Raw genomic sequence first — 22,514 nt, 5'->3', positions numbered from 1 at the left:
TCAAAGTGATCACCTAGAAAGGGAACAGCGGGCTAAGGAAGAAACGGTCAAACCAACCCGGCTGACTGGCGTCGGCAAACGAACCCGTACCCGAATAGGTAATGCGTGCATCGGCGATCCGCGTGGACGGCACGGTGTTGTCGGTGGCGATATCGTCCGCCCGCACCATGCCGGCAATGCGCACCAGTTCGTCACCGGTGTTGAGGGTCATCCATTTTTCGCCGCGCACGGCAATGATGCCGTTGGGCAGTACATCGGCCACCGTCACCGTGATCGAGCCCACCAGGCTGTTGCCCTGCCCGGCCTTGCTGCTGCCGTTGGTGGCGCGGTCGCCGCTGTAGCCCACGTCCAGGCTCAAGTCACCACTGCCCAACGGGTTGTTGGTGTTCAAGCCACCGCCAAACAGCGAGGTCAGGCCGATGCCGGTCTTGCTGTTCTTGGCCACCTGGGAGTTGGCGTTCTTGCTCGCCGTGGTGCGCTCGTTCAGGGTGATGGTGATGATGTCCCCGACCCGGAATGCCTTGCGGTCGCTGTACAAGTTCTGTTCGAAACCGGCCTGGTAGATCGAACCGTTGTTGGCGGCGGCAGGCAGCGGCGTGCGCGGCAACACCGGCGCGTAGTACGGGTCATTGGGTTTTGGCGCCGGGGCAACACAGCCCGCGAGCACGGCAATCCCACTCAATGCCAGAACAGAAACAAAGCGACTCATGACCCTTACCTCACGGTGTTGCAGGCGCCTTATGAGCGCCCCATAGACTGGATTACAGATTCTGCGTAACGAACGAAAGCATCTGGTCGGCGGTGGAGATCACCTTGGAGTTCATCTCGTAGGCACGCTGGGTGGTGATCATGTTGACCATCTCTTCCACGGTGCTGACGTTGGAGGTTTCCAGGGTTCTTTGCAGGGTGGTGCCAAACCCGTTGAGGCCCGGGGTGCCGACTTGCGGCGCGCCGCTGGCGGCGGTTTCCAGGAACAAGTTGTTACCGGTGGCTTGCAGGCCGGCCGGGTTGATGAAGTCGGCGGTCTGCAGGTTGCCGATCACTTGCGACGCCGGGTTGCCGGCGATAGTGACGGACACGGTGCCGTCGGCGCCGACCGTGAAGGTCTGGGCATCGTTGGGCACGACAATCGCCGGCTCCAGGGCAAAGCCGTTGGCGGTCACGACCTGGCCGTTAGAATCCAGGTGGAAGGTGCCGTCACGGGTGTAGGAAGTAGTGCCATCCGGTTGCAGGATCTGGAAGAACCCACGGCCATTGATCGCCATGTCCAGCGGCTGCCCGGTCTGTTGCAGGTTACCGGCGGTGAAGTTCTTCTGGGTGCCGACGATGGACACACCCGTACCCACTTGCAGGCCCGACGGCAATTCGCTGTCCTGGGTCGACTGCGCACCCGGCTGGCGCTTGATCTGATAGAGCAAGTCCTGGAACTCGGCGCGATCACGTTTGAAGCCCGTGGTCGAAACGTTCGCCAGGTTGTTGGAAATAACGGTCAGGTTAGTGTCCTGGGCGGACAGACCGGTTTTGGCAACCCATAGAGCCGGAAGCATGCTGTTCTCCTTCGTGCGCCTGTTTGTTGGCGCCGCGTTACGAAATTGGTGGTCAGTGGCGCTGCAATCAGCTCATCTGCATGACGCGGGTCATGGCCTGGTCGTCTTCTTTGGCGCTGTTCATCATTTTCACGTGCAATTCGAATTGCTTGGACAAAGCCAGCACCGCGGTCATTTCTTCGACGGCATTGACGTTGCTCGACTGCAAAAAGCCCGAGTTCACCTTGACGCTGGCATCGGCCACCGCGGGCTGGCCGTCCTTGGTGTGGATCGCGCCGTCCAGGCCCTTGGTCATGTTGGCCAGGTCTGGCTTGACCAGCTTGATGCGGTCCACTTCAGCCATCACCCGCGGGCCTTCGCCCATGGCGCGGATGCTGATGGTGCCGTCTTCGCCGATTTCGACCTTCTGCTCGGGCGGCACGGAAATCGGCCCGCCATTGCCCATGATCGGCATGCCGTTGCCGGCCCGCAGGACGCCGAGCGCATCGATATTCATGCTGGCGGTACGCACGTAGGCTTCGCCACCATCGGGGGTCTGCACCGCGATCCAGCCATCGCCGCCGACGGCAACGTCCAGGTCACGACCGGTCTCGACCATCGAGCCAGGGGAAAAATCAGTGCCCGGCCGCTCGGTCAGGGCAAACGCCCGCGCCGGAAAGCTGTCACCAAACACCGGCATCGAGCGGGCCTGCTCCAGGTCACGCTGAAAACCGTTGGTGGAAATGTTCGCCAGGTTGTTGGCATGGGCCTTTTGCGCCAGTGCATTCTGGCTGGCGCCGGTCATTGCCACATAAAGGTACTTGTCCACGCTCATTCCTCTTACTGACGGACGTTTGCCGCCCACCGATGTACTGAGGAGTCTTTAGCAATTTGCGCACCAACTTTTTAAAAGCCGGGGAAAGCCAGGCGGGGCAAGGGGTTGGGGCGTATCGAGGATTATCGCAGGGGCAGGACGAGTCGGAAAAACGGCGGAGTTCTGCCGGTTGCGGCAAACAGCGGTCTTGGCAGCTATACAAATTCAATGGGGAGTGGGCTTGTGTGGGAGCGAGCAAGTCGAATCGTCGCACCGCCGCTCCCACATTTTTAATCCCGTTGTGTCAGAGGGTTATTTGTCGGCCTTGAGCACTGCGTAATCGCGCAGTTTATTGGCGATGGTGGTGTGGGATACGCCCAGGCGCTTACCCAACAACCGACTGCTGGGATGCTCGGCATACAGGCTCTCCAGCACCGCCTTTTCAAACCGCCCGACAATCTCCTCCAGCCCGCCCTCCAGGGAGAAGTCGCCAAGGGGCTGGCGCACGCCGTAGTCCGGCAGGCGAATATGCTCAGCCTTGACCGTCCCGCCCTCACACAACGACACCGCCTGGAACAGCACGTTTTCCAACTGGCGCACGTTACCCGGCCAATGGTAGTGACTGAGCCGCTCCATGGCCGCCGGCGCCAACTTGGGCAGCGGGCAGCCAATCAGGCGGCTGGCCTGGTCGATAAAGTGCTCGACCAGCGGCGGTAAACCGTCGAGGCATTCGCGCAGCGGCGGGATATGCAGCGATAACACGTTGAGCCGGTGATACAGGTCCTGGCGAAACTCCCCGCGGGCACACAGCTCCGACAAGTCCACCTGGGTCGCGCAGATCACCCGCACATCCAGGTAGACCTCTTCATCGCTGCCTACACGGCGGAAGCAGCCATCCTGCAGAAAGCGCAGCAATTTCACCTGCAACCGCGCGCTCATTTCGCCCACGCCATCCAAAAACAACGTACCGCCTGCCGTCAGCTCCAGCAGCCCGAGCTTGCCCTCTGCACGCGCCCCTTCAAATGCGCCGGGACCGTAGCCAAACAGCTCGGTCTCGGCCATCGACTCCGGCAACCCAGCGCAATTGAGCGCCATCAACGGAGACTGCCCGCGCGGGCTGGCCAGGTGACAAGCGCGTGCCAGCAGCTCCTTGCCGGTGCCGGTTTCACCTTCTATTAATAGAGGGGCGTCGAGGGGCGCCATGCGCCGGGCTTCACGCACCACCGCGGCCATCACTTTGGAGCTTTGGAAAATGCTGTCGAAGCCGCGCAGCTCCTGCTTGCGCACATTGTAGATACGCTCACCGACGCGGTCGGCACGGTGCAAGGTCAGCACGGCGCCAGCCATGGCTTCGCTGTCGTCATGCTCGGAGGATTGCAAGGGGGCGATATCGGCCAGGAACACATCGCCCTTGACCTTGACCCGCAGGCCATTGATCCGCGACTTGCTGGCGCGCACCAGTTCCGGCAGGTCGAAGTCCTCGGCGTAGCGTGACAAGGGAATGCCCGGCACTTCGTCCACCCGCACCCCGAGCAACTGCGCCGCAGCGCGGTTGGCCGCGACAATCGAGCCGCCCATGTCGATGGACAGCACCGGGAATTCCAACGCTCCGAGCAAGGCGTTGAGTTCCATGTGCCGACGCTCGCTGGGCATCAGCCCTACCCGCTTGACGCCAAATACCCCGGCGATCGCCTCGAACTGCGGGCGCAGGGCCTGGAACTGCATGTTCACCAGGTTCGGGCAGTACAGGTAAATGGCATTGCCATGCTCGCCACCGACCTCGCCCTTGGCCACGTTGACGCCGTATTCCACCAGCAGGTTGAGAATGTCCCGCAGGATGCCGATGCGGTTCTGGCAATGCACTTTGATACGCATGTAAAGGCCCGGTTTGTTGTAGGAGAGCTGATCGAGCTGCGTCTTTTTGTCGCCGCACGCAGATAGTCGTCAAGATTATGTGACAGCCAGCGACCTTTTCCCATCCGAAAATCACAATGCAGCGTGCGCCATGCCTAATCCGTAACGAATACTTTACGATAATCGGTGAATTTTCCTACAGCCCTGCCCTAGTGACAGGTGGAATCCACCGCCAGGCGGAGTATCAATAAGGCCATAGCAGGACATAACAAGAACGAATGCCTAGCAGGAGAGCCGTATGAAGCAGACGCACTACGTGGCCCGCGAGCCCGATGCGCAAGGTTTTATCCACTACCCGCCCGAAGAACATGCGGTGTGGAACACCCTGATCACTCGCCAACTGAAAGTGATCGAGGGTCGCGCCTGCCAGGAATACCTGGACGGTATCGAGAAGCTCGGCCTGCCCCACGATCGTATTCCGCAACTGGCCGAAATCAACAAAGTGCTAGCCCAAACCACCGGCTGGCAAGTGGCGCGGGTGCCGGCGCTGATCCCCTTCCAGACGTTCTTTGAATTGCTCGCCAACAAGCAGTTTCCGGTAGCGACCTTTATTCGTACCCGTGAAGAGCTGGATTACCTGCAAGAGCCGGATATTTTCCACGAGATTTTCGGCCACTGCCCACTGCTGACCAACCCCTGGTTCGCCGAATTCACCCACACCTACGGCAAGCTCGGCCTCGCCGCCACCAAGGAGCAGCGCGTGTACCTGGCGCGCCTGTACTGGATGACTATCGAGTTCGGCCTGGTGGACACCCCTGAAGGTCGACGCATCTATGGTGGCGGCATTCTGTCGTCACCCAAAGAGACGGTGTACTGCCTCTCGGATGAGCCCAAGCACCAAGCCTTCGATCCGCTGGAAGCCATGCGCACCCCTTATCGCATCGACATCCTGCAGCCGCTGTATTTCGCCCTGCCCAACCTCAAGCGCCTGTTTGAAGTGGCGCAGGAAGACATCATGGGCATGGTCGAGCGCGGTATGCAGTTGGGTCTGCACGCGCCGCTGTTCCCACCCAAGCCCAAGGCGGCTTGAACTGATGCTTTTAAGGCCAGGTGAGTCTGTTCCCTGGCCGCGCGTTGCTTTAGGGTGACGCCACTGGCAACCGAATTCCACATACTCGATTTCAGGAACACCTTTATGACCACCTTGAACCAAGCCCATTGCGAAGCCTGCCGTGCCGACGCCCCACAAGTCAGCGACGAAGAACTGCCGGTGCTGATCAAGCAGATCCCCGACTGGAACATCGAAGTGCGCGACGGTGTGATGCAGTTGGAAAAAGTATTCCTGTTCAAGAACTTCAAATTCGCCCTGGCCTTTACCAACGCCATGGGCGAAATCTCCGAGGCTGAAGGCCACCACCCAGGCCTGCTGACCGAATGGGGCAAAGTCACCGTGACCTGGTGGAGCCACTCGATCAAAGGCCTGCACCGCAACGACTTCATCATGGCCGCGCGCACCGACGAAGTGGCCAAGGATGCCGAGGGCCGCAAGTGATGCATTTCGCCGATATTGGCCGGGTGCCTGGTGATCCGATCCTGGGGCTGATGGAGTCCTATGCCAAGGACGCCAACCCGCAAAAATTCGACCTCGGCGTGGGCGTCTACAAGGATGCCCAGGGCCTGACCCCGATCCTGCAGGCAGTCAAGCGCGCCGAGCAGCGCCTGGTCGAGCAGCAAACCACCAAGACCTATATCGGTGGGCATGGCGACCCGGCTTTCGGCCGGCTGGTCAGTGAGTTGGTGCTGGGCGCAGGCAGCGCACTGCTCAAGGCACAACGCGCTGGCGCCACGCAAACCCCGGGTGGCACCGGTGCCCTGCGCCTGAGCGCCGACTTCATCGCCCACAGCCTGCCAGGCCGTGGCGTGTGGCTGAGCAACCCGACGTGGCCGATCCACGAAACCATCTTCGCCAAGGCCGGGCTCAAGGTCAGCCACTACCCATACGTGGGCAGTGACAACCGCCTGGACGTGCCGGCCATGCTCGCCACCCTGGCCACCGTGCCCGAAGGCGACGTGGTGCTGCTGCACGCTTGCTGCCACAACCCCACCGGTTTCGACCTGTCCCAGGACGACTGGCGCCAGGTGCTGCAGATCGTGCGCGAACGCCACCTCCTGCCGCTGATCGACTTCGCCTACCAGGGTTTTGGCGATGGCCTGGAGCAGGACGCATGGGCAGTTCGCCTGTTTGCCGATGAACTGCCTGAGGTGTTGATCACCAGTTCCTGCTCGAAGAATTTTGGCCTGTACAGCGACCGCGTCGGCGCGCTGATCGTGTGCGCCAACGATGCCGAGAAGCTGCTGGATGTGCGCAGCCAACTGGCGTTTATCGCGCGCAACCTGTGGTCGACACCGCCGGATCATGGGGCTGCTGTAGTCGCCACCATTTTGGGTGATGCCGAACTCAAACAGCTGTGGAGCGCCGAAGTCGAAGGCATGCGCTCGCGCATCGCGCAGTTGCGTTCGGGCTTGGTAGAAGCACTGGTGCCCCACGGATTGGCCAAGCGTTTCGCCCATGTCGGCGTGCAGCGCGGCATGTTTTCCTATACCGGCCTGAGCGCCGAACAGGTGAAGCAACTGCGGGAAAAACACAGCGTGTACATGGTCAGCTCCGGGCGCGCCAACGTCGCCGGGATTGATGAGACGCGGCTGGGGTTGCTGGCCGAGGCCATTGCAGACGTGAGCAAGCCCTGAAATGTAGGAGCGGGCTTGCCCGCGATGAGCATAGGTATCTACACAACTTTGCCGCAACGCCTAAATCCAGGCAGATAGCGCAGTTGTGGCGAGCGGGCTTGCCCCGCGCTGGGCTGCGAAGCAGCCCCAGTAAGCCGTATGCGGTGTATCAGATACTCCGTAGTGGCTGGTTTTAGGGCTGCTTCGCAGCCCAGCGCGGGGCAAGCCCGCTCGCCACAGGAGAGTTCGTCAGCTTCTGAAAGTTGTGTAGATGCCTATGCCGCGATGAGGGCGTGTCAGTCGATACATATAGTGACTGACACACCGCCTTCGCGGGCAAGCCCGCTCCCACATTTGTCCGCGTTGACCCAGGAATATCTGCCTCAGCCCGCAACCATCTCGGCCTTGACCTGCGCCTCCTTGGCCTGGGCATCCGCCAGTCGATACAGCTCGATATGCCCATCCCAGTGCTCGATCAACGCGGTGCACGACTCCACCCAATCCCCGCAATTGAGGTAGTCCACCTCGCCCACCTTGCGAATCTCCGCGTGGTGGATATGCCCGCACACCACGCCGTGCAACTCGCGCTTGGTCACTTCGTGGGCGATGGCTTCCTCGAAGTCGCTGATAAAGCTCACGGCGGTCTTCACCTTGTGCTTGAGGTACGCCGACAGCGACCAATAACCGTAGCCGTAGCGTGCCCGCCAGTGGTTCAGCCAGCGGTTGAGGGTCAGGGTGAATTCGTAGGCCGAGTCGCCAAGAAACGCCAGCCAGCGATGGTAGCGGGTGATGACGTCGAACTGGTCGCCGTGGATCACCAGCAGATGCCGGCCATCGGCGGTCACATGCACCGCCTCGTCCACCAACTGGATATTGCCCAGGATCAGCTTGGAATAGCGGCGCAGGAACTCGTCATGGTTACCGGTGACGTAGATCACCTCGGTGCCGCGCTTGCTCATGGTCAGCAGGCGGCGGATCACGTTGGTATGGGCCTGGGGCCAATACATGCCGCCGCGCATTTTCCAGCCATCGATGATATCGCCCACCAGGTACACCTTGTCGGCGTGGTAGCCCTTGAGAAACCGCGACAAATGTTCGGCCTGGCAATCCCGGGTGCCCAGGTGCACGTCGGAGATCCACAGGGTGCGAACCCGTTGCTTGCGACTGGGTTTGGCGAGCTCGGCGCTGGTCATGGGCATACCTCGAGGGTGTTTTCGCCAGCTTGCTCCCGGGCAATTAATAGCCCATGACAGTCTTGCGTCAGTCAGATGACAACGCCCGCCGCACGTCGGGCGGTGTAAACTGCCGGCCTGCCCGGGAGATTGCGATGAGACCGACCCTCACGCTGCGCCATTACACCCACGACCTGATCGCCCATAGCCATGACCACGCGCAACTGGTGTTTGGCCTGGCCGGCCGCCTGGACTTCGAGGTGGAAGGCATCGGCGGCGAAATCTGCCCGCAAGGGGTGATGGTCCTGCCCTTCTCCACCCATCACAGCTGTGGCAGCCCCCGTGGCAGCCAATGCCTGGTGCTGGATGTGCCCGACGAACAATGGGTGATGCAATCTTTGGGCGAGCACGCGGATGCCAGTCGCCGCCTGCTGGACCAACCGGCTCGGGTGAAGCTGGATGCCCGCCAGGGCCAATTGGTCAACTGGCTGGCGAGCGGCGCGCTGGATGACCCACTGATCGCCCAGCAAGGCGCGGTGTTGTTATTGGCTACGCTCAATGGCCAGCCGCCTGCTCAAGCCAGCGCGCGACGCCTGCCCTATGGCGCATTCAATGCACATATCGACCAGCACGCGGCCTACCCGCTGCAGGTCGCGGATCTGGCGCGCCTGGCAGATATTTCCGTCGCCCGCCTGCACGCCCGCTTTATCGCCGAATGCGGGTTGACCCCCATGGACTACATCCGCACCCGCCGCCTGCAAATGGCCCGCGGCTTGTTGCGCGACAGCCACCTGCCCATTGGCGAGATTGCCGCGCGGGTCGGCTATGGCTCGCAAAGCGCGTTTGCCGCGGCCGTGTTGCGCGAGTTCGGCTGCTCGCCCGGAGCCCTGCGCCGGCTCGACAACGGGCGCTAGTCCTGCGATAAAACCGGCGATTCCCACGACAGACACCCAGGCGCCAGGCGCTCTAGACTGGATGCCTGCCTGCTTACTGTTTTAAGGACTGTCATGACTCCCCGCACTGCCTTAGGCGCCCTGCATATCGGCGCACTGATGTTTGGCCTCACCGGCGTCTTCGGCAAGCTTGCCGCCGCCTCGCCCGGCATCATCGTATTTGGCCGTGCCGCTTTCGCGGTAATCGCCCTGGCGCTGTTCGCGCGCTTTGCCAGCAGCACGCCGTGGCAAAAACTCTATAGCACCGACCTGCGGCGCCTGCTGCTCAGCGGCCTGCTGCTGGCCGGGCACTGGGTGAGCTTCTTTATAGCGGTGAAAGTGGCCGGCGTGGCGATTGCGACCTTGGGGTTTGCCACATTCCCGGCTTTTACGGTGATCCTCGAAGGCCTGATCTTCCGCGAGCGGATTCGCGCCAATGAAATGGTGTTGGTGCTGCTGGTCAGCATCGGCCTGGTGCTGGTCACCCCGGACTTCGATCTCGCCAGCCAAACCACCAGCGGCCTGGTCTGGGCCGTGGTCTCGGGCCTGCTGTTCTCGCTGCTGTCGTTGAACAATCGAGCCAGCGCCAGCATCCCGCCAGTGCAGGCGGCCCTCTGTCAAAATGTGGTGGTGGCCCTGTGCTTGTTGCCCTTCGCCGCTCCTGGCCTGGGCGACGTGCGCGCTCTGGACTGGCTATGGATCGGCCTGCTGGGGGTGTTCTGTACTGGCCTGGCCCACAGTTTGTTTGTCGCCAGCCTCAAAGTGCTCAAGGCGCGCACCGCTGCCGTGGTGTTCGCCATGGAGCCGGTGTATGGCATCACCGTGGCCTGGCTGCTGTTCAGCGAAACCCCGACCCTGCGCATGCTGCTGGGCGGCGCACTGATCATTGCGGCCATCGTGGTCTCGGGCTTGATGAGCCGCCCCGTCAAGGTCAAACAGCCATCAACCATGGTCTGATCTATACTTTTCCTATCCGCAACAGTCAGCTGTCGTTCAACGGATACAGACTCCTCGACGACAGCCGTGAACCTTGAAGTTGCTGCATGCGAGTGGTCGCTCCCCTAACGCTACGCAGGAGTTTCACCATGGACATGTTCATCACCCTGATCATTCAGATCATCAGCGGCGCAGTCGGCGGCAACCTGGCCGGCCTGAGCAAACAAGGCCTGGGCTCCGGGCTCAATACAGTGGTCGGTGGCGTCGGCGGCCTGGTGCTGGGGCAGATCGTCTCGGCCATCAGCGGCCTGCCTCCTGGCGGCGCGCTGGATGTCGCGGCGGTGGGCAGCAATATCGTCGGCGGCGGTGTCGGCGGCCTGGTGCTGACGTTTGTCGTCGGCTGGATCAAAAATAAAATGGCCGCCAAATAAACCCACTGTCACTGCCGGCTGCATGCCGGCAGTGTCGTTTACGAGGTACGGTCGTTGTGCCCCAGGTCTCGCTCTGGATCGATCTGGTCACGTACTCGCTGCTTGAGTACCTTGGCCTCCGGAAAGCCACCATCGGCCTTGCGCTCCCAGATCTGCACGCCGTCGCATGTAATGCGAAACACCCCGCCGGTCGCCGGTTCCAGGGCCACTTTGCCGAGGTCATCGGCAAAGGTGCTCAGCAGCTCCTGGGCCAGCCACGCGGCGCGCAGCAGCCACTGGCATTGGGTGCAATAGGTGATGACAATCTCGGGCCTGGATGCGGACATGAAATGAAGAACTCCTGAGATGACGAGACAGGTGGATCGGATGGCTATAATACCGGCCTTTGCCGTCCAGCCCCGAGATTGATGATGCGCCGCCTGTTGTCCTGCCTGTTGCTGTGCCTGCTCCCTGTCCTTGCCCAAGCCGTGGAAGCCCCCCGCCCGAAAATCGGCCTGGTGTTGTCCGGCGGTGCCGCCCGTGGCCTGGCGCACATCGGCGTGCTCAAGGCCCTGGAAGAGCAAGGCATCCATATCGATGCGATTGCCGGCACCAGCATGGGGGCGGTGATTGGCGGGCTGTACGCGTCGGGCTACAAGATCGACGAACTGGAAAAGCTGGCGCTGAGCATCGACTGGCAGTTGGCGCTGTCCGATGCCCCGCCCAGGGAAGACGTGCCGTTCCGGCGCAAGCAGGATGACCGGGACTTCCTGATCAAGCAGAAACTGAGCTTTCGCGACGACGGCAGCCTCGGCCTGCCTCTTGGCGTTATCCAGGGTCAGAACCTGGCGCTGCTGCTGGAGAGCATGTTCGCCCACAGCAGCAACACCCGCGACTTCGACAAGCTGCCGATTCCATTTCGCGCCGTGGCCACCGATATCACCAGCGGCGAGAAAGTGGTGTTCCGCAAGGGTCACCTGCCCCAGGTGATTCGCGCCAGCATGTCGATCCCCGCGGTGTTCGCCCCGGTGGAACTGGACGGGCGACTGCTGGTGGATGGCGGCATGACCGATAACATCCCCCTGGATGTGGCACGTGAGATGGGGGTCGATATCGCCATTGTGGTGGATATCGGTACGCCGCTGCGCAGCCGCAAGCAACTGGCGACGGTGGTGGATGTGCTCAACCAGTCCATCACCCTGATGACCCGCCGAAATTCCGAGGAGCAACTCAAGGCCCTGCATCCCGGCGACGTGCTGATCCAGCCACCGTTGGCCGCCTATGGTGTGACCGACTTTGGCCGCGCCAAGGACATGATCGACGCCGGCTACCGTGCCACCCGCGCCCTGGATACCCGCATGGCACGCCTGCGCCCCACCGGCTCGGTAGACGCCGAACTGACCGCCGCCCGCACACCGGGCCAGCGCAACCCGACGATCACCGCAATCAAGGTAGAGAACGACTCGAAAGTCGGTGACGACGTGATCCGCTACTACATCCGCCAACCCATCGGCGAACCCCTGAACCTGGCCCGCCTGCAATCGGACATGGGCACCCTGTATGGCCTGGATTACTTCGAGCAGGTGCAATACCGCGTGGTGAAAAAAGGCCCGGACAACACCCTGGTGATCAGCGCCCGTGGCAAACGCAGCGGCACCGATTACCTGCGCCTGGGGCTCAACCTGTCCGACGACATGCGCGGCGACAGCGCCTTCAACCTCGGCGCCAGCTACCGCGTCAACGGCATCAACCGCCTCGGCGCCGAATGGCTGACAAGGGTACAGATCGGTGATCGCCAGGAGTTGTACAGCGAGTTCTATCAGCCGATGGATACCGGCTCACGTTATTTCGTCGCCCCCTACATCAGCGCCCAGGCGCAGAACGTCGAACTGATCCTGGATAACGACCCGATCTCCGAATACCGCCTTGAGCGCTACGGGTTTGGCCTGAACGTCGGTCGGCAGATCGGCAACAGCGGCGAAATCCGCTTCGGCGTGGGAGAGGCGTGGGGCAAGGCCGATGTGCGCATCGGCGACCGCGACTTGCCAAGCGTGAGCTTCAGCGAGGGTTTCTATGAACTCAAGTACTCGTTCGACTCCCTGGACAACGTGTACTTCCCCCACACAGGTGAGGACATCGGCCTGGCCTACCGCGAGTTCGAACCGGGCCTAGGCTCCGACCAGCGCTACCGGCAATGGGAGTTCAAACTGGACAAAGCCATGAGCCACGGCCCGGACACCCTGGTACTGGGCGGTCGCTACGGGCGCACCCTGGACGATTCCGACGTAGTGATTTCCAGCTTCCTGCTGGGCGGCGCGCGGCAGTTGTCAGGGTTCCGCCAGGATGCGATTTCCGGGCAGAACATCAGCCTGATGCGCGCCGTCTACTACCGTCGCCTGACCCCACGCTCGTACTTGCCACTGGACTTCCCGCTGTACCTGGGCGCCTCCCTGGAACGCGGGCGGGCGTGGAACAACGACAATGAGTTCGACAGTGGCTACATCAACGCCGCGAGCATCTTCCTGGGGTTCGATACGCCGCTGGGGCCGTTGAATTTCAGCTATGGGTTTAATGATGACAATCAGAAGGCGGTGTACCTGAACCTCGGCCAGACCTTCTAACGACACTTAGCCAAGACGGAGCAGGCTTGTGTAGGAGCGGGCTTGCCCGCGAAAGCGGTGGTTCAGTCACCGAATATATTGACTGACACACCGCTTTCGCGAGCAACCTCGCCCCCACATTTTGATCAGCGACGTAATCGGCTCAGGTCTTTTCCAGATTGGCCAGGATGTGCCCATGGACCCGCATGCACACCCGCATATCCTCTTCATCGACACCCACAAACAGCTCCTGGCGCAGGGCCGTGGCGATGGTCTCGATCTGATCGATCAACGGGCGGGCGGGATCACACAACACAATGCGCTTGGCACGCCGGTCTTCCACCACAGCCTGGCGTTGCACCAGGCCCTGGTTCTCCAGACTGTCGAGTAGGCGAGCCAATGTAGGCCCTTCAACGCCGACACTCTGCGCCAATTCGCGCTGGGTCGGTGCTTCTTCAAAACGGGCCAGATGCAGCAGCACCAACCAGCGGGCCTGGGACAATCCCAGCCCCGCCAGGCGGCGATCCAGTTCTGCGCGCCAGCCACGGGACATTTGCGCCAACTGCATGCCAAAACGGTGTTGATCGGTTAACGGCATAAAAAACTCATGGGTTAGACTGAAAATAAAGTATGGCTAATTATTAGTCAGCTAAGCATGACCCATGACAGTAGGCAAGGTTTGCAATGTACTGATTCGTTACATTGTCGTAATTGACACATTAAATCTCGAATTCCGACTGCAAAGCGGCCCGCACACAGTACAAAACGCCCTCGGGCACCCGTCCGGTAAATAGCGGCGCTATATCGCTAACCGGTGGCAATTCACCTTCGCCGTCGAGAAAGGCGTCCTGGATTTCCCCGAGCAAGTCCTCCGGCAGGTCTAGAGCCTGCTCCAGAGACAACTGCTGCTTGCCAATGGACTCGGCCAGCAAGGTGTAGACGTTCTTTTCCGAGCATTGCAACTGCCCGGCGATCTGGATCGGCGTCATGCCTGCACGGGCCAGGCTGATCAGTTCATGGCGAATATCGGCGATTTCCTTCGGTGCCTCGGCCTGGCCGCCAAGGACTTCCAGGAAGGCCTGGCCATAACGCTCCAGCTTGCGCGCTCCCACGCCGCTGACCCGGGCCATTTCAGCCATGGTGGTGGGCTGCTCGCGTAGCATTTCCAGCAGGGTGGAGTCGGGGAAAATAACGTAGGGCGGCACGCTGTGCTCTTGCGCCAGCTTGCGCCGCAACGCCCGCAGGGCTTCCCACTGTTCCCGCTCCTCGCCGCGCACCAGTTGGCTGGCCTGGCTGGTGCTGCTGGACTTGGCAGTGGTCTGCGGCTTGAGGTCGCGGCGCAGCTCCAGGCTGACCTCGCCCTTGAGCAGCGGCCGGCAGCTGTCATTCAGGCGCAGGCCGCCATAGCCTTCCAGATCGATATCCACCAGGCCACGGGCCACCATCTGGCGGAACAACGACCGCCATTCGCCTTCAGCCCGCGCCTTGCCCACGCCATACACCGACAGGTGCTGGTGACCGAAACTGCGGATTTTTTCGTTGTCCTTGCCCAGCAGCACATCGACCAGATGACCGACACCATAACGCTGGCCAGTACGGAAGATCGCCGACAGGCCCTGGCGCGCCGGCTCGGTGGCATCCCAGGTCTGCACGCCGTCCACACAGTTATCGCAATGCCCGCACGGCTGGGGCATGTCTTCGTCAAAATAGGCGAGCAGGGTCTGGCGGCGGCAGCGGGTCTCTTCACACAGCGACAGCATGGCATCGAGCTTGTGTTGCTCCAGGCGCTTGTGGCGCTCATCGCCTTCGGAGTTTTGCAGCATCTGCTTGAGCATCACCACATCCTGCAGGCCGTAGACCATCCAGGCATCCGCCGGCAGGCCATCGCGGCCGGCCCGTCCGGTTTCCTGGTAGTACGCCTCGAGGGACTTGGGCAGGTCCATGTGCGCAACGAAGCGCACGTTGGACTTGTCGATGCCCATGCCGAACGCAATGGTCGCCACCATGATCAGGCCTTCCTCGTTGAGGAAGCGCTTCTGATGATAGGCCCGCAACTCGTTGGGCAGGCCAGCGTGGTAAGGCAACGCGGGGTAGCCCTGCTCGCAGAGGAACGCGGCCACTTCATCGACCTTCTTGCGCGACAGGCAATACACAATCCCGGCATCGCTGCGCCGCTCCGAGAGGAACGCCAGCAATTGCTTGCGCGGCTGTTCCTTGGGCACGATGCGATAAAAGATATTCGGCCGGTCGAAGCTGGAGAGAAAGCGCTCGGCGTTCTGCAGGTGCAGGCGCTCGACGATTTCTTCGCGGGTACGCTTGTCGGCCGTGGCCGTCAGGGCGATACGCGGCACATTGGGGAACAGCTCGGCCAGTTGCCCCAGTTGCAGGTATTCACGCCGGAAATCGTGACCCCATTGGGAAACGCAGTGGGCTTCGTCGATGGCGAACAGGGAGATTTCCAGGCTCTGCAAAAACGCCAGCATGCGCGGCTGCACCAGACGCTCGGGCGCAAGATAGAGCATCTTCACTTCGCCCCGGCGGATCCGCGCCGCCAGGTCGCGCTGCTGCTCGGCACTCAGGGTCGAGTTCAACGCAGCGGCGGCGACACCCAGTTCTTCCAGGGTGGCCACTTGGTCGTCCATCAGTGCGATCAACGGCGAAACCACCACCGCCAGCCCTTCACGCAACAATGCCGGCACCTGGAAGCACAACGACTTGCCACCACCGGTAGGCATCAGGACCAGCGCATCACCACCGCTGGCCACGCGCTCAATGATCGCACCCTGGCGGCCACGAAAGCTGTCGTAGCCGAAGATGTCCTTGAGGACGCGTTGAGCCTGTTCAAGCATGAAAAACTCCAAATTCCACCGAAATCCCTCTGTACAGGCTGGCTGAAAAAGCGCGCTTGGCCGGGAAATAATCCGTAAGCGAACTTTTCCCGCGACCGCCTCCGGCCTGCAGGGGCATCACAAAACGCGGCAGTATACCCGAGCGCTCCCCGGCAAAGGGCGCCACTGACGAATAGCGGCCCATCTGAAAACCTTGCAAATATGCAGTGCGGCTGGCCTGCACGCTCAAGAAGGCCTAGAATTCAGCATCGTTTATTCCCAAGGTAGTCTTTCAATGTCCTTCGCTGAGCAACTAAACCGCCTGCAAGCCTTCCTCGATGCCGATGAGCTGCATGACGAGGCGCTGGACTACGTAGCCGCCCATGGCTACCTGACTGCGCTATCGATCTGCTCGGAGCAGGTCCCTGACCGTGAATGGATCGACGCGCTGTTCGCCGAAGAGCCTCACTACAAGGACGAGGCCCAGCGCACCGAGATCGAAGAAACCCTGGTCCAGCTCAAGGCCCACATCTCCCGCCAACTGGCATCCGATGAAGAGTTCGAGCTGCCATGCGACCTCGACCTGGGCGAAGAGCCGGACGACTCCGACCTGCGCGGCTGGTGCATTGGCTTCATGGAAGGCGTGTTCCTGCGTGAAGCGGCCTGGTTCGAAACCGCCGAGGACGAAGTCAGCGAAATGCTGCTGCCGATCATGGTCGGTTCCGGCCTGTTCGACGACCAGCCTGAGTTCGCCGATATCGCCAGCGACGCCAACCTGATGGACGACATGATCGTACAGATCCCGGAAGCACTGACCGCCCTGTACCTGCTGTGCAACGCCCCCGACGAAAAACCGGCGATCCTCAAGCCTCGCCACCACTGAGTCCCCCGCCCGTGGCGCCCATGGGCAACCGCTCGCCGATTGTGCGCTACGCGCTGCTGGCCATTGGCTGGTTGAGCGTGGTGCTCGGCGTGATCGGAATCTTCTTGCCAGTCTTGCCGACCACCCCCTTCCTGCTCCTGGCTGCCGGCTGTTTTGCCCGTAGTTCACCGCGCTTTTATGCGTGGCTGGTCAACCATCCGCGCCTGGGTCCCTGGATTCGGGATTACCTGGATGGCAACGGTATCCCTCTCAAAGGCAAGGTGTACGCCATCGGCCTGATGTGGCTGAGCATCGGCCTGTCCTGCTACCTGGTGCCATTGCCCTGGGCACGCGGGTTCATGTTGACCAGTGCGGTGCTGGTGACGATCTATATCCTGCGCCAGAAAACCCTGCCACCACGATCCAACTGACCCGTGGCGAGGGGGCTCGTCCCCCGTTGGGCTGCGCAGCAGCCCCAAAACCGGTCACCTCGGTGTGTCTGAAAGGCCGAGGTGAGGCTGACTGGGGCTGCTGCGCAGCCCAACGGGGGACAAGCCCCCTCGCCACGACAGCACCGCCCATCCACCCCTGCATGACAGCACCTACCCGACCTTCGTCGACACTGACTAACCCCGAGCATCATGCGAGACTGTCGCCCCGGGCCTGGAATGCCTGGGTGTTCTTATGTCCGGAGTCCTCATGACGCTGTCCAGCGGGCTGATCGCCGCCGTTGCCCTGGCCTATATGGCCATTATGTTTGCCATCGCCTTCTACGGTGACCGCCGCCACGCGCCGCTGCCGCCACGGGTGCGTGCGTGGGTGTATAGCCTGTCGCTGGCGGTGTACTGCACCAGTTGGACCTTCTTCGGCGCCGTAGGCCAGGCCGCCGAACAATTGTGGGCTTTTTTACCGATCTACCTGGGACCCGTACTGCTGCTGGTACTCGCGCCCTGGGTCCTGCAGAAAATGGTGCTGATCAGCAAGCAGGAAAACATCACCTCCATCGCCGACTTCATCGCCGCGCGCTATGGCAAGTCCCAGTCCCTGGCCGTGGTGGTGGCGCTGATCTGCCTGGTAGGTGTGTTGCCTTATATTGCCCTGCAACTTAAAGGCATCGTGCTGGGGGTCAACCTGCTGATTGGCGCCGGCGCCGATGCCACCGGCACACGGGCCCAGGACACCGCCCTGATTGTGTCCCTGGTGCTGGCGCTGTTCACCATTGTGTTCGGCACGCGCAACCTCGACGCCACGGAGCACCACCGTGGCATGGTCCTGGCGATTGCCTTTGAATCCCTGGTAAAGCTGTTCGCGTTTCTTGCCGTCGGCGCGTTTGTCACCTACGGCCTGTACGACGGTTTCAACGACCTGTTCAGCCAGGCGATGCTCGCACCAAGGCTGGAGGAGTACTGGAAGGAGACGGTCAACTGGCCATCCATGGTGGTGCAGACCGGCGTGGCGATGATGGCAATTATCTGCCTGCCCCGGCAGTTCCACGTCACCGTGGTGGAGAATATCGAGCCCCAGGATCTGCGCCTGGCCAAGTGGGTGTTCCCGGCCTACCTGGTGCTGGCCGCGCTGTTTGTGGTGCCGATTGCCCTCGGCGGCAAGATGCTGCTGCCAAGCTCGGTGCTACCTGACTCCTACGTGATCAGCCTGCCCCTGGCCGAAGCCCATCCGGCCTTGGCGCTGCTGGCATTTATCGGCGGTGCTTCGGCGGCGACCGGCATGGTCATCGTCGCGAGCGTGGCGCTGTCGACCATGGTCTCCAACGATATGCTGTTGCCCTGGCTGCTGCGTCGCACCAACGCCGAGCGCCCGTTCGAAGTCTTCCGCCACTGGATGCTCTCGGTACGCCGGGTCAGCATCGTGATTATTCTGCTGCTGGCCTATGTGAGTTATCGCCTGCTCGGCTCCACCGCGAGCCTGGCGACCATCGGCCAGATTGCCTTTGCCGCCGTGACCCAACTGGCGCCTGCAATGCTCGGCGCGCTGTACTGGAAGCAGGCCAACCGTCGCGGCGTGTTTGCCGGCCTGGCGGCGGGCACGTTCCTGTGGTTCTACACCCTGGTGCTGCCAATTGCCGCCCATAGCCTGGGTTGGTCGCTGAATATCTTCCCTGGCCTCTCCTGGCTGCATGGCAACCCGCTGGGGCTGCCAATCACGCCGCTGACCCAAGGGGTTGTGCTGTCCCTGGCCGGTAACTTCACTCTGTTTGCCTGGGTCTCGGTCCTCTCGCGCACTCGGGTATCAGAGCATTGGCAGGCCGGGCGGTTTATCGGCCAGGAAACCAGCCAGCGCGCCAGCGCCCGCTCCATGTTGTCGGTGCAGATCAATGATCTGTTGAGCCTGGCGGCGCGCTTTGTCGGCGAGGAACGGGCGCAACAGAGCTTCATCCGCTTCGCCTACCGCCAAGGCAAGGGCTTTAACCCCAACCAGAATGCCGACAACGACTGGATCGCCCACACCGAGCGGCTGCTGGCAGGCGTACTGGGAGCCTCATCCACGCGCGCGGTGGTGAAAGCAGCGATTGAAGGCCGCGAAATGCAGCTGGAGGACGTAGTCCGTATCGCTGACGAAGCCTCCGAAGTGCTGCAGTTCAACCGGGCACTGTTGCAAGGTGCAATCGAGAACATCACCCAGGGCATCAGCGTGGTGGATCAGTCCCTCAAGCTGGTGGCCTGGAACCGCCGCTACCTGGAACTGTTCAACTACCCTGACGGATTGATCAGTGTCGGGCGGCCGATTGCCGACATTATTCGCTACAACGCCGAGCGCGGCCTGTGCGGCCCCGGTGAGGCCGAAGTCCACGTGGCGCGGCGCCTGCACTGGATGCGCCAGGGCCGCGCGCATACCTCGGAACGACTGTTTCCCAACGGCCGCGTGATCGAGCTGATCGGCAACCCGATGCCGGGCGGCGGGTTTGTCATGAGTTTCACCGACATCACCGCCTTCCGCGAGGCCGAACAGGCCCTGACCGAGGCCAATGAGGGCCTGGAACAGCGCGTCACCGAGCGCACCCATGAGCTGTCGCAGCTCAACGTCGCGCTGACCGACGCCAAAGGCGTGGCCGAATCGGCCAACCAATCGAAAACCCGCTTCCTCGCTGCGGTCAGCCATGACCTAATGCAGCCGCTCAACGCTGCGCGGCTGTTCTCGGCCGCCCTCTCCCACCAGAGCGAAGGATTGTCCGGCGAGGCTCGGCAGTTGGTGCACCACTTGGACAGTTCGCTGCGCTCGGCCGAAGACCTGATCAGCGATTTGCTGGATATCTCGCGCCTGGAAAACGGCAAGATCAATCCCCAGCGCCAGCCGTTTGCCTTGAGCGAACTGTTCGATGCCCTGGGCGCAGAGTTCAAGGTGCTGGCCCAGGAACAAGGCTTGCGCTTCCGCCTGCGTGGCAGCCGCTTGCGCATCGACAGTGATATCAAGCTGCTGCGGCGCATCCTGCAGAATTTCCTGACCAACGCCTTCCGTTATGCCCACGGCCCAGTGCTGCTGGGTGTACGACGCCGTCGCGGTGAGTTGCGTCTGGAGGTGTGGGACCGTGGACCGGGGATTCCACTGGATAAGCAGCAAGTGATCTTCGAAGAGTTCAAGCGCCTGGACAGCCACCAGACCCGTGCCGAGAAGGGCCTGGGGCTGGGCCTGGCGATTGCCGACGGGTTGTGCCGGGTACTCGGCCACCGCTTGCGCGTGCGCTCATGGCCGGGCAAAGGCAGTGTGTTCAGCGTCAGCGTGCCACTGGCCAAGGCGCAAACCAGCTTGCAGGTACCGGTCACACCGGACAAGGGCCTGCCACTGAGCGGCGCCCAGGTGCTGTGCGTGGACAACGAAGACAGCATCCTGATTGGCATGCGCAGCCTGTTGAGTCGTTGGGGCTGCCAGGTCTGGACCGCACGCGACCAGGCGCAATGCGCGGCGTTGCTGGCCGAGGGCATGCGCCCGCAATTGGCACTGGTGGATTACCACCTGGACCACGGCGAGACGGGTACCGAGTTGATGGGGTGGCTGCGCGCGCAACTGGCAGAGCCGATTCCAGGGGTGGTAATCAGCGCCGATGGCCGGCCAGAGATGGTGGCCGAGGTGCATGCAGCGGGTTTGGATTACCTGGCCAAGCCGGTCAAGCCTGCTGCGTTGCGGGCGCTGCTGAACCGGCATTTGCCGCTGTAGCTTGTGGGTGCTTTAAACCCAAGCCGATAGGGCTGCTGTGGCGAGCGGGCTTGTCGGAACGCCGTATCGCCCGCGTTGGGTGGCGCAGCCGCCCCAAAACCTGCCGGCTCGGTATGTCTTAAACAACCGCGATGCCTGGGGTGGGGCTGCTGCGCAGCCCAGCGCGGGGCAAGCCCGCTCGCCACAGGGAGAGTCATCAGTTTCTGAACGTTGTGTAGATACCCGATGCCACATTTGGGCTCTGCGTTTAGTCAGGTAACTGTGCGACGCCATCTTCATCGGTCATCGCTTTCTCCAACAGGTCGGACGGCAAGCCTTTGCTCGCGCGCGCGCCCAGCAGCTTCAACTGCTCGACCCGGCTGACCAGATTGCCGCGACCATCTGTGAGCTTATTGCGCGCTGCACTGTAAGCCTTATCCAGTTGCTGTAATCGATTGCCCACTTCGTCCAGGTCCTGGATAAACAGCACGAACTTGTCGTACAGCCAGCCGGCGCGCTCGGCGATTTCCCGGGCGTTCTGGCTTTGCCGCTCCTGCTTCCACAGGCTGTCGATCACGCGCAGGGTCGCCAGCAAGGTGGTTGGGCTGACAATCACGATATGCCGGTCGAAGGCTTCCTGGAACAGGTTGGGCTCGGCCTGCAACGCGGCGGAAAACGCTGCTTCGATGGGCACGAACAACAACACGAAATCCAGGCTATGCAGGCCTTCCAGACGCTTGTAGTCCTTGCCGGCCAAGCCTTTGACATGGTTGCGCAACGACAGCACGTGCTGCTTGAGAGCGACCTGACCGATTACCTCGTCATCGGCCGCCACGTACTGCTGGTAGGCCGTCAGGCTGACCTTGGAGTCCACCACCACCTGCTTATCGCCGGGCAACATGATCAACACGTCCGGCTGGAAGCGCTCGCCATCCGGGCCCTTGAGGCTGACTTGGGTCTGGTACTCGCGGCCCTTCTCCAGGCCGGCATGTTCCAGCACCCGCTCCAGAATCAACTCACCCCAGTTACCCTGGGTTTTCTGCCCCTTGAGGGCGCGGGTGAGGTTGGTGGCTTCGTCCGACAGGCGCAGGTTCAATTGCTGCAGGCGCTCCAGCTCCTTGGCCAGGGAAAAACGCTCGCGCGCCTCGTTCTGATAGCTTTCTTCCACACGTTTTTCGAACGACTGGATGCGTTCTTTCAACGGATCGAGCAATTGCCCCAGGCGCTGCTGGCTGGTCTCGGCAAACCGCTGTTCGCGCTCATCGAAGATTTTCCCGGCCAGTTCGGCGAACTGCGCACGCAACTCGTCCCGCGAGCCTTGCAGGTCGTTGAGGCGCTGTTGATGGCTGTCTTGCTGCTCCCGCAGTTCGGCACGCAGGGAGGCCGACAAGGCGTCCAGGCGGCGCAGTTCGCCTTCCTTGGCGCTGCGCTCGATGTTCCAGGCATGAGCGGCATCACGCGCATTGTCGCGGTCGATCTGCAGCAACTCGACTTCCCGGCGGACAGCGGCCAGATCTGCCTGCTTGGCGGCATTGGCCTGGCTCAGGTCGCTGATCTCGTCACGGCTGGCGTCCAGTTGCGCGGCCAGGCCTTCCTGGGCCATCTGCGCCGTCGCCAGGCGCTCCTCCAGCAGTTCCCAACCGGCGCTGCGTGCATTCAGGCGGCGCTGGATCTGCCAGCACAGGACCGACAGAGGCAACGCCG

Annotated in this window: 19 protein-coding genes; 10 read left to right on the top strand and 9 right to left on the bottom strand. The window is 62.0% G+C overall.

Translation table 11 applies throughout. The annotated features are described in order from the left end of the window. Window positions 1-13 precede the first annotated feature (13 nt). From flgH to C5F71_RS20710, 4 genes are all read right to left on the bottom strand, one after another. Window positions 14-709: a flagellar basal body L-ring protein FlgH gene (flgH, locus tag C5F71_RS20725; protein ID WP_070995432.1), complete on the bottom strand. Its 696-nt coding sequence runs from the start codon at window positions 707-709 to the stop codon at window positions 14-16. Window positions 710-761: 52 nt separating this feature from the next. Next, on the bottom strand, window positions 762-1,547 hold the full coding sequence (gene flgG / locus C5F71_RS20720; protein WP_029292476.1) for a flagellar basal-body rod protein FlgG: 786 nt from the start codon (window positions 1,545-1,547) through the stop codon (window positions 762-764). A 67-nt stretch (window positions 1,548-1,614) separates the two neighbouring features. Beyond that, the gene (locus C5F71_RS20715) at window positions 1,615-2,355 is read right to left on the bottom strand and encodes a flagellar basal body rod protein FlgF (RefSeq protein WP_029292474.1); all 741 of its coding nucleotides are present in this window, start codon (window positions 2,353-2,355) and stop codon (window positions 1,615-1,617) included. A 297-nt stretch (window positions 2,356-2,652) separates the two neighbouring features. Next, the gene (locus C5F71_RS20710) at window positions 2,653-4,215 is read right to left on the bottom strand and encodes a sigma-54-dependent transcriptional regulator (protein WP_070995433.1); all 1,563 of its coding nucleotides are present in this window, start codon (window positions 4,213-4,215) and stop codon (window positions 2,653-2,655) included. Between the two features lie 277 nt (window positions 4,216-4,492). On the opposite strand from C5F71_RS20710, the gene phhA reads away from it, so the two are divergent. The 3 genes from phhA (at window position 4,493) to C5F71_RS20695 (ending at window position 6,942) form a co-directional block, all read left to right on the top strand. Next, window positions 4,493-5,284 (top strand): phenylalanine 4-monooxygenase, encoded by a 792-nt coding sequence (phhA, locus tag C5F71_RS20705; RefSeq protein ID WP_104911839.1) that lies wholly within the window; start codon window positions 4,493-4,495, stop codon window positions 5,282-5,284. 105 nt (window positions 5,285-5,389) lie between these two features. Beyond that, window positions 5,390-5,746, top strand: a complete 357-nt coding sequence (locus tag C5F71_RS20700; RefSeq protein WP_017134918.1) for a 4a-hydroxytetrahydrobiopterin dehydratase — start codon at window positions 5,390-5,392, stop codon at window positions 5,744-5,746. Beyond that, window positions 5,743-6,942, top strand: coding sequence for an amino acid aminotransferase (locus C5F71_RS20695; protein WP_177410412.1), 1,200 nt, complete (start codon window positions 5,743-5,745; stop codon window positions 6,940-6,942). The genes C5F71_RS20700 and C5F71_RS20695 overlap by 4 nt, the downstream gene beginning before the upstream one ends. 362 nt (window positions 6,943-7,304) lie before the next feature. Here C5F71_RS20695 and C5F71_RS20690 read toward each other — a convergent pair whose 3' ends face one another. Continuing rightward, window positions 7,305-8,114: a UDP-2,3-diacylglucosamine diphosphatase gene (locus tag C5F71_RS20690; RefSeq protein ID WP_029292463.1), complete on the bottom strand. Its 810-nt coding sequence runs from the start codon at window positions 8,112-8,114 to the stop codon at window positions 7,305-7,307. Between the two features lie 134 nt (window positions 8,115-8,248). Between C5F71_RS20690 and C5F71_RS20685 the strand changes: the two genes are divergently transcribed. From C5F71_RS20685 to C5F71_RS20675, 3 genes are all read left to right on the top strand, one after another. Continuing rightward, window positions 8,249-9,007, top strand: a complete 759-nt coding sequence (locus C5F71_RS20685; RefSeq protein ID WP_104911837.1) for an AraC family transcriptional regulator — start codon at window positions 8,249-8,251, stop codon at window positions 9,005-9,007. Between the two features lie 93 nt (window positions 9,008-9,100). Then, window positions 9,101-9,982, top strand: coding sequence for a DMT family transporter (locus C5F71_RS20680; RefSeq protein WP_104911836.1), 882 nt, complete (start codon window positions 9,101-9,103; stop codon window positions 9,980-9,982). Window positions 9,983-10,110: 128 nt separating this feature from the next. After that, window positions 10,111-10,392: a hypothetical protein gene (locus C5F71_RS20675; RefSeq protein ID WP_029292456.1), complete on the top strand. Its 282-nt coding sequence runs from the start codon at window positions 10,111-10,113 to the stop codon at window positions 10,390-10,392. 38 nt (window positions 10,393-10,430) lie between these two features. On the opposite strand, the gene C5F71_RS20670 is transcribed toward C5F71_RS20675, so the two are convergent. After that, a complete protein-coding gene (locus tag C5F71_RS20670; RefSeq protein ID WP_029292454.1) occupies window positions 10,431-10,718 on the bottom strand; it encodes a SelT/SelW/SelH family protein in 288 nt (95 codons plus the stop codon). 84 nt (window positions 10,719-10,802) lie between these two features. Between C5F71_RS20670 and C5F71_RS20665 the strand changes: the two genes are divergently transcribed. Beyond that, window positions 10,803-12,992, top strand: coding sequence for a patatin-like phospholipase family protein (locus tag C5F71_RS20665; RefSeq protein WP_029292452.1), 2,190 nt, complete (start codon window positions 10,803-10,805; stop codon window positions 12,990-12,992). Window positions 12,993-13,134: 142 nt separating this feature from the next. On the opposite strand, the gene C5F71_RS20660 is transcribed toward C5F71_RS20665, so the two are convergent. Both C5F71_RS20660 and recQ read right to left on the bottom strand, forming a co-directional pair. Next, window positions 13,135-13,569 carry a MarR family transcriptional regulator gene (locus tag C5F71_RS20660; protein ID WP_029292449.1) on the bottom strand — a complete coding sequence of 145 codons (435 nt, stop codon included), beginning with the start codon at window positions 13,567-13,569 and terminating at the stop codon, window positions 13,135-13,137. Window positions 13,570-13,690: 121 nt separating this feature from the next. Further along, a complete protein-coding gene (gene recQ, locus C5F71_RS20655) occupies window positions 13,691-15,820 on the bottom strand; it encodes a DNA helicase RecQ (protein WP_029292447.1) in 2,130 nt (709 codons plus the stop codon). A gap of 274 nt (window positions 15,821-16,094) precedes the next feature. Between recQ and C5F71_RS20650 the strand changes: the two genes are divergently transcribed. The 3 genes from C5F71_RS20650 (at window position 16,095) to C5F71_RS20640 (ending at window position 20,831) form a co-directional block, all read left to right on the top strand. Beyond that, the gene (locus C5F71_RS20650) at window positions 16,095-16,682 is read left to right on the top strand and encodes a YecA family protein (RefSeq protein ID WP_092234491.1); all 588 of its coding nucleotides are present in this window, start codon (window positions 16,095-16,097) and stop codon (window positions 16,680-16,682) included. Between the two features lie 20 nt (window positions 16,683-16,702). Further along, window positions 16,703-17,092 carry a YbaN family protein gene (locus C5F71_RS20645; RefSeq protein ID WP_070995438.1) on the top strand — a complete coding sequence of 130 codons (390 nt, stop codon included), beginning with the start codon at window positions 16,703-16,705 and terminating at the stop codon, window positions 17,090-17,092. A 268-nt stretch (window positions 17,093-17,360) separates the two neighbouring features. Next, window positions 17,361-20,831: a PAS domain-containing hybrid sensor histidine kinase/response regulator gene (locus tag C5F71_RS20640; RefSeq protein ID WP_104911835.1), complete on the top strand. Its 3,471-nt coding sequence runs from the start codon at window positions 17,361-17,363 to the stop codon at window positions 20,829-20,831. Window positions 20,832-21,078: 247 nt separating this feature from the next. Here the strand turns inward: C5F71_RS20640 and rmuC are convergent, their stop codons facing one another. After that, window positions 21,079-22,443: a DNA recombination protein RmuC gene (gene rmuC / locus C5F71_RS20635; RefSeq protein WP_167362643.1), complete on the bottom strand. Its 1,365-nt coding sequence runs from the start codon at window positions 22,441-22,443 to the stop codon at window positions 21,079-21,081. Window positions 22,444-22,514 lie beyond the last annotated feature (71 nt).

This window comes from Pseudomonas sp. LG1D9 (assembly GCF_002949995.1).
Taxonomy (GTDB): Bacteria; Pseudomonadota; Gammaproteobacteria; order Pseudomonadales; family Pseudomonadaceae; genus Aquipseudomonas; species Aquipseudomonas proteolytica.
This window is presented reverse-complemented; position numbering and strand designations above follow the sequence as displayed.